Raw genomic sequence first — 4,534 nt, 5'->3', positions numbered from 1 at the left:
TTGCTTTACTTCTAATGGATACGATACTCTTGTTCCCATGCTAAAAAGCACCTCCTGTTAAATTCATTTTACTTGAATTCAACAAGAAGTGCTTTTTTATTGTGTCCCACGTAAGTGGGTCAGTTCCAAAATACTTGTGTTTTTTTAACAATTTTTTGTAAAAACGGAAGAGGTTTTATGGTTTCTCCAGCATATATAGGGATACTGACACTTTCAGTTTGATCAAAAAGTGTTTCTTTTGCCGTACCGGGCAGCTTAATTACCGCATGTCCAACTACCTCTGATTGTTGAACGGGCATTTTCAGGGTATTGTTTTTCGTCCATTTATGTTCATCCGGTACAAATTCTGTTTGAACCGATTGATTTTTTGGTAACCAGTAAACTGGCCCTTTTTGGTAGTGTAGTGTCACTTTAGGTTTCGTTCCATAGTCCGTAGTTGCTTCTTGGTAAATCGCATCTGGCTCGACAATCGGGCGTTGTTCCCAGTCGTCCAGTGCGTAGTTCATCAAGTTCTGTGTTTCTTCAAAACGTTTACCTGTATCTTCGTCGTATTCTTCCACATGCATCACTACAGTAATAACACGACGCTGATCGCGTGAGATAAGTCCGGCAAAGTTAGTACCTGCTAACTCGGTAGTGCCCGTTTTTAGCCCTTGTACACCGGGGGTTTCAAAAGCCATACCGGGAAGCATTGCATTCGTCGATTCGAGTACGACTTCTTCAGGTGTGCCTTCTGCAAATAAGGCAGTCGGTTGTGAAGTGTCATCTAATATTTCGGGAAAATCATGGATTAAATGGTAAATGACAAGTGCCATATCTCGCGCGGACATTAGATTTTCTTCATTTGGACCGGAACCGGGATAAATCTGACCTCTCGCGTCTTCGTTATTAATACCAGAAGTGGAAATGAGATACGCATCGTGAATCCCCCACTCTTCGATTTTTTCTCGCATTTTGTCAACGAACGCTACTTCACTACCCGCTACACGTTCTGATAGGGCGATGATAGCGGCGTTAGCTGAAACTTTTTCGGCCGCGTCAAATAAATCTTCTATAGTGTAATGATGATTTTGAGCTAAAAAGACATTGGATAACTCGGTGTTATGACTTAATTCGTAGAGATGTTCGTTAATCGTCATAGTCTCATCCCATGACAACTCTCCGTTATGAATCGCTTCTAATATGAGATAAAACGAGATGAGTTTTGTCATAGAGGCGATGGGAAGAGGCTCTTGGCTATTTTTTTCATAAAAAATCTGTCCCGAATCCGCATCAATCGCAATCGCAGCTTGTGCTAGACTGTCGAAAGGTATATCTGAGGTAGCAGCTAAGCTAGATAACGGGGATAAAAGCAACAAGATGATTGAGAAAAATATCGTGAGTGGTTTTCTCATTTTTTTATACATCATTTGAAACTCCTTTTTTCTCATTTGACGGATTTCCTTGTTCTAAAGGAAGGTGAATGACGAATGTCGTCCAACCATTTTCAGATTTGACAAAGATATAGCCGCCGTGTAACACAATAATGCTTTGAGCAATCGCAAGTCCTAAGCCAGTTCCACCTGTTTCCTGTGAACGAGAAGCCTCTACGCGATAAAAACGTTCGAAAACTTGATTGAGTGCTTTTTCAGGAATTGTCGCTCCGTCATTCGCTACAGTAACAACGACTTCCGACCCGACTTTCTCAGCATTTAGTAAAATTTGTTTGCCGCCTTTTCCGTATTTTAAGGCGTTAGAGATGAGATTGTTAAAGACCCTTACGAGTTTTTCAGTATCTCCCATCATAACAATCGGTCTTTTAGGAGGCACGACGTCGATTACCATTTGTCTACGTTGCGCTTCTAATTCAAAATCCGCAGCTAGTTGTTCTAATAATTGGCACATATCAAAAGAAGAAAGTTGTAAAGGAGCACTTGGTTGTCTTATTTTCGTATATTCAAACAAGTCGTCGACTAATACTTTCATTTGTTTGGCTTTGTTATAAGCAGTTTTCGTATAGTGTCGCAATTCTTGCTCATTTGAGTATTTTTCTTCTTCTATTAATCCTAAGTAACCAATAATAGACGTAAGTGGCGTGCGAATGTCATGGCTGATATTGGTAATTAACTCGTCTTTAGATTTTTCAATGCGTCGTTCTTCTTCCAATGCTTGAACGGTACTATCTACCAAGCGATTCACACTGTTGACGACTCTTCCTAAGTCACCATTTAGCTTGAATGGAATACGATGGTCAAAGTTATTATCTGCAATATAATGTAGTTCGCGTATGATGTGGCGCAATTGCATTTGATGATAGCGGCGAATAAGTCGCCAATATAGAACAAGAACATCGATAATGAGTAAAATAAACGTCGCAATTTTTGAAAAAGAATAGACGGAGTCGATAAAGAATGTTTGATATAGCACTTCTTTGAAGCTAAATACGATATTTTCGAGCTGTGAGTTTTCTTGTACTACAATACGACTTAATCCGAGAATGGCAACATTTAATAGTAGTAATAGAATAATTGTTACGATACCTTCAACTAGGAGTTCGCTTTTTTCTTTTGAAGTGAGTTGTATCCGCTGATTAGCAGGGATTTTTTTGTGTTTTCTAATTCGCATTGATCTTATAGCCTACTCCCCAAACGGTTTCGATGACTTTTTCTCCACCGGTTGCCGTTTCAATTTTATCGCGCAAATGGCTGACGTGAACCATGACCGTTTTGGCTGACACGAGACTCTCCTGTTGCCAGACTCGTTCAAAAATATCATTAGCACTGAAGACGCGGTTTGGATGACTCGCTAGCAAATGAAGGATACCAAACTCCAATGCTGTTAACTGAATAGGTACGCCTTGATCGGTTGTGACTTCATGTGAATCTTTATTAATAATAAGAGGCCCTATTTTTAATGCATCTGGTTCGTCACTTTTCATTTGCTGTTTGGAACGGCGTAACAAAGATTTGGCACGCGCCATTACTTCTAACGGATTGAACGGCTTAGTAACATAGTCATCCGCACCTGCGACAAGGCCCTTAATCTTATCCATGTCTGTCGTACGAGCGGTCAGCATGATAATCGGAATATCCGATTCTTTGCGAAGCTCCTTCACGACGGACATCCCGTCCATTTCAGGCATCATAATATCTAAAATCATTAAATCAATATTAGGTTCCGTGATGACTTTTGTCATGGCTTCCTTACCGTCATAGGCTTTAATCACATCGTAACCTTCGTTTTTAATATAAATACTTAATAACTCTACAATCTCTTTATCATCATCGACGACTAAAATTTTCATTGTCGATCCTCCTTTTTACGCAGTTGTTATTTATATTGTATCAAAAACTTACTTGAAATTAATATAAAAGCGCCCATAATTAAATGAAACTTATAATTATAGCCACGTCTTGAAATGATGTGAGAGGTGTACGATAATAAATAGAGAAAGAAAGAGTAATCTTTTATATAGTAGAAAGGGGATAAACATGCGCATTTATTTAGTAAGACATGGTCGTACGGAATATAATGAACAGGGAATTGTTCAAGGTGGAGAAGTGAATTCAGATTTGACAGAAGTTGGGATTGAAGGAGCTTTACAAGCAGGTGAAAAACTAAAAGAGGTAAACTTTGATAAAGTATACGCGAGTCCTCTAGGTCGAACAATGGCAACTGCGAAATATTTATTAAAAGGGCAAGGTAAATCAGAAGATGAAACCATCTATCCACTAGAAGGTTTTAAAGAGTTTATGTTTGGTGCTTGGGAAGGTAAGAAAGTAAGCGAGCTAAAAGAACACCCACAATACTTTAATTTAAAAAAGGCTCCCGAAAAATATGATCCAACAGAGATGGGTGGCGAAACTTATTCGCAATTAATTGCACGCAGCTATGCAGAACTAGAAAAACTTGCCAAACATCATGCTGAAAGTGATAAGGTGCTAGTAGTCTCTCATGCTGTTACTATTACGACGTTGTTAAAGTATTTACAAGGATATGATATTGCAGACTTTCGTCGAGATGGATTAGTTGATAACACGAGTATATCTATAGTAGAAACGTGTGATAAAGGAAAAACTTGGAAAGTTTTAAAAATAAACGGATAAAAGTGTTGACACTCTAAATAAGAGCATGGTACTATATAAAAGTTGTCGCTGCCAAACATCTAAAAAATAAACAAAAAGAAATTTTAAAAAGTAGTTGACCAAGTCAACTAACCATGTTATGATTTAGAAGTTGTCAGATACACCGACATCAAAAAAACATTTTAAAAAAGTTTTAAAAAATAGTTGACATGTTCAACTGAACGTGCTATTATTTAGAAGTTGTCAAAACAGACGACGAAAACTTAATTTAAAAAAATTAAATAAAAGTGTTGACAATCAAATGCCGACATGTTATTATTTAAAAGTTGCTACTAACGCAACAAAGTAGACCTTTGAAAACTGAACAAAGTAAGACGAACCAAATGTGTAGGGCGTTTTTACAAGTGTAAAAACAAACACAATTTTACAGTTTTTTATAAAAACTGATAGTGAAGTCAATTCGCTAGCAA

The 4,534-nt window shown here is 37.8% G+C and carries 4 protein-coding genes; 1 reads left to right on the top strand and 3 read right to left on the bottom strand.

Going from position 1 to position 4,534, the window contains the following annotated elements:
* Positions 1-119: 119 nt before the first annotated feature.
* From CBF33_RS09510 to croR, 3 genes are read right to left on the bottom strand one after another with little or no spacing between them, the layout of a single operon-like run.
* On the bottom strand, positions 120-1,409 hold the full coding sequence (locus CBF33_RS09510) for a serine hydrolase (RefSeq protein ID WP_170167795.1): 1,290 nt from the start codon (positions 1,407-1,409) through the stop codon (positions 120-122).
* Complete coding sequence (locus tag CBF33_RS09505; RefSeq protein WP_126763768.1) at positions 1,399-2,604, bottom strand: sensor histidine kinase; 1,206 nt, start codon at positions 2,602-2,604, stop codon at positions 1,399-1,401. The genes CBF33_RS09510 and CBF33_RS09505 overlap by 11 nt, the downstream gene beginning before the upstream one ends.
* On the bottom strand, positions 2,594-3,283 hold the full coding sequence (gene croR, locus CBF33_RS09500) for a response regulator transcription factor CroR (RefSeq protein ID WP_126763766.1): 690 nt from the start codon (positions 3,281-3,283) through the stop codon (positions 2,594-2,596). The genes CBF33_RS09505 and croR overlap by 11 nt, the downstream gene beginning before the upstream one ends.
* Before the next feature lie 187 nt (positions 3,284-3,470).
* Between croR and CBF33_RS09495 the strand changes: the two genes are divergently transcribed.
* Positions 3,471-4,085: a histidine phosphatase family protein gene (locus tag CBF33_RS09495; protein WP_126763764.1), complete on the top strand. Its 615-nt coding sequence runs from the start codon at positions 3,471-3,473 to the stop codon at positions 4,083-4,085.
* Positions 4,086-4,534: the final 449 nt, after the last annotated feature.

The organism is Vagococcus lutrae, from assembly GCF_003987555.1.
GTDB lineage: Bacteria > Bacillota > Bacilli > Lactobacillales > Vagococcaceae > Vagococcus_A > Vagococcus_A lutrae.
The sequence above is the reverse complement of the archived record's forward strand: the minus strand, read 5'-3'. Positions and strand labels throughout refer to the sequence as shown.

Coding starts and splice junctions, on each gene's coding strand:
- croR (WP_126763766.1), bottom strand. CDS start 3,283: ATGAAAATTTTAGTCGTCGATGATGATAAAGAGATTGTAGAGTTATTA.
- CBF33_RS09505 (WP_126763768.1), bottom strand. CDS start 2,604: ATGCGAATTAGAAAACACAAAAAAATCCCTGCTAATCAGCGGATACAA.
- CBF33_RS09510 (WP_170167795.1), bottom strand. CDS start 1,409: ATGATGTATAAAAAAATGAGAAAACCACTCACGATATTTTTCTCAATC.
- CBF33_RS09495 (WP_126763764.1), top strand. CDS start 3,471: ATGCGCATTTATTTAGTAAGACATGGTCGTACGGAATATAATGAACAG.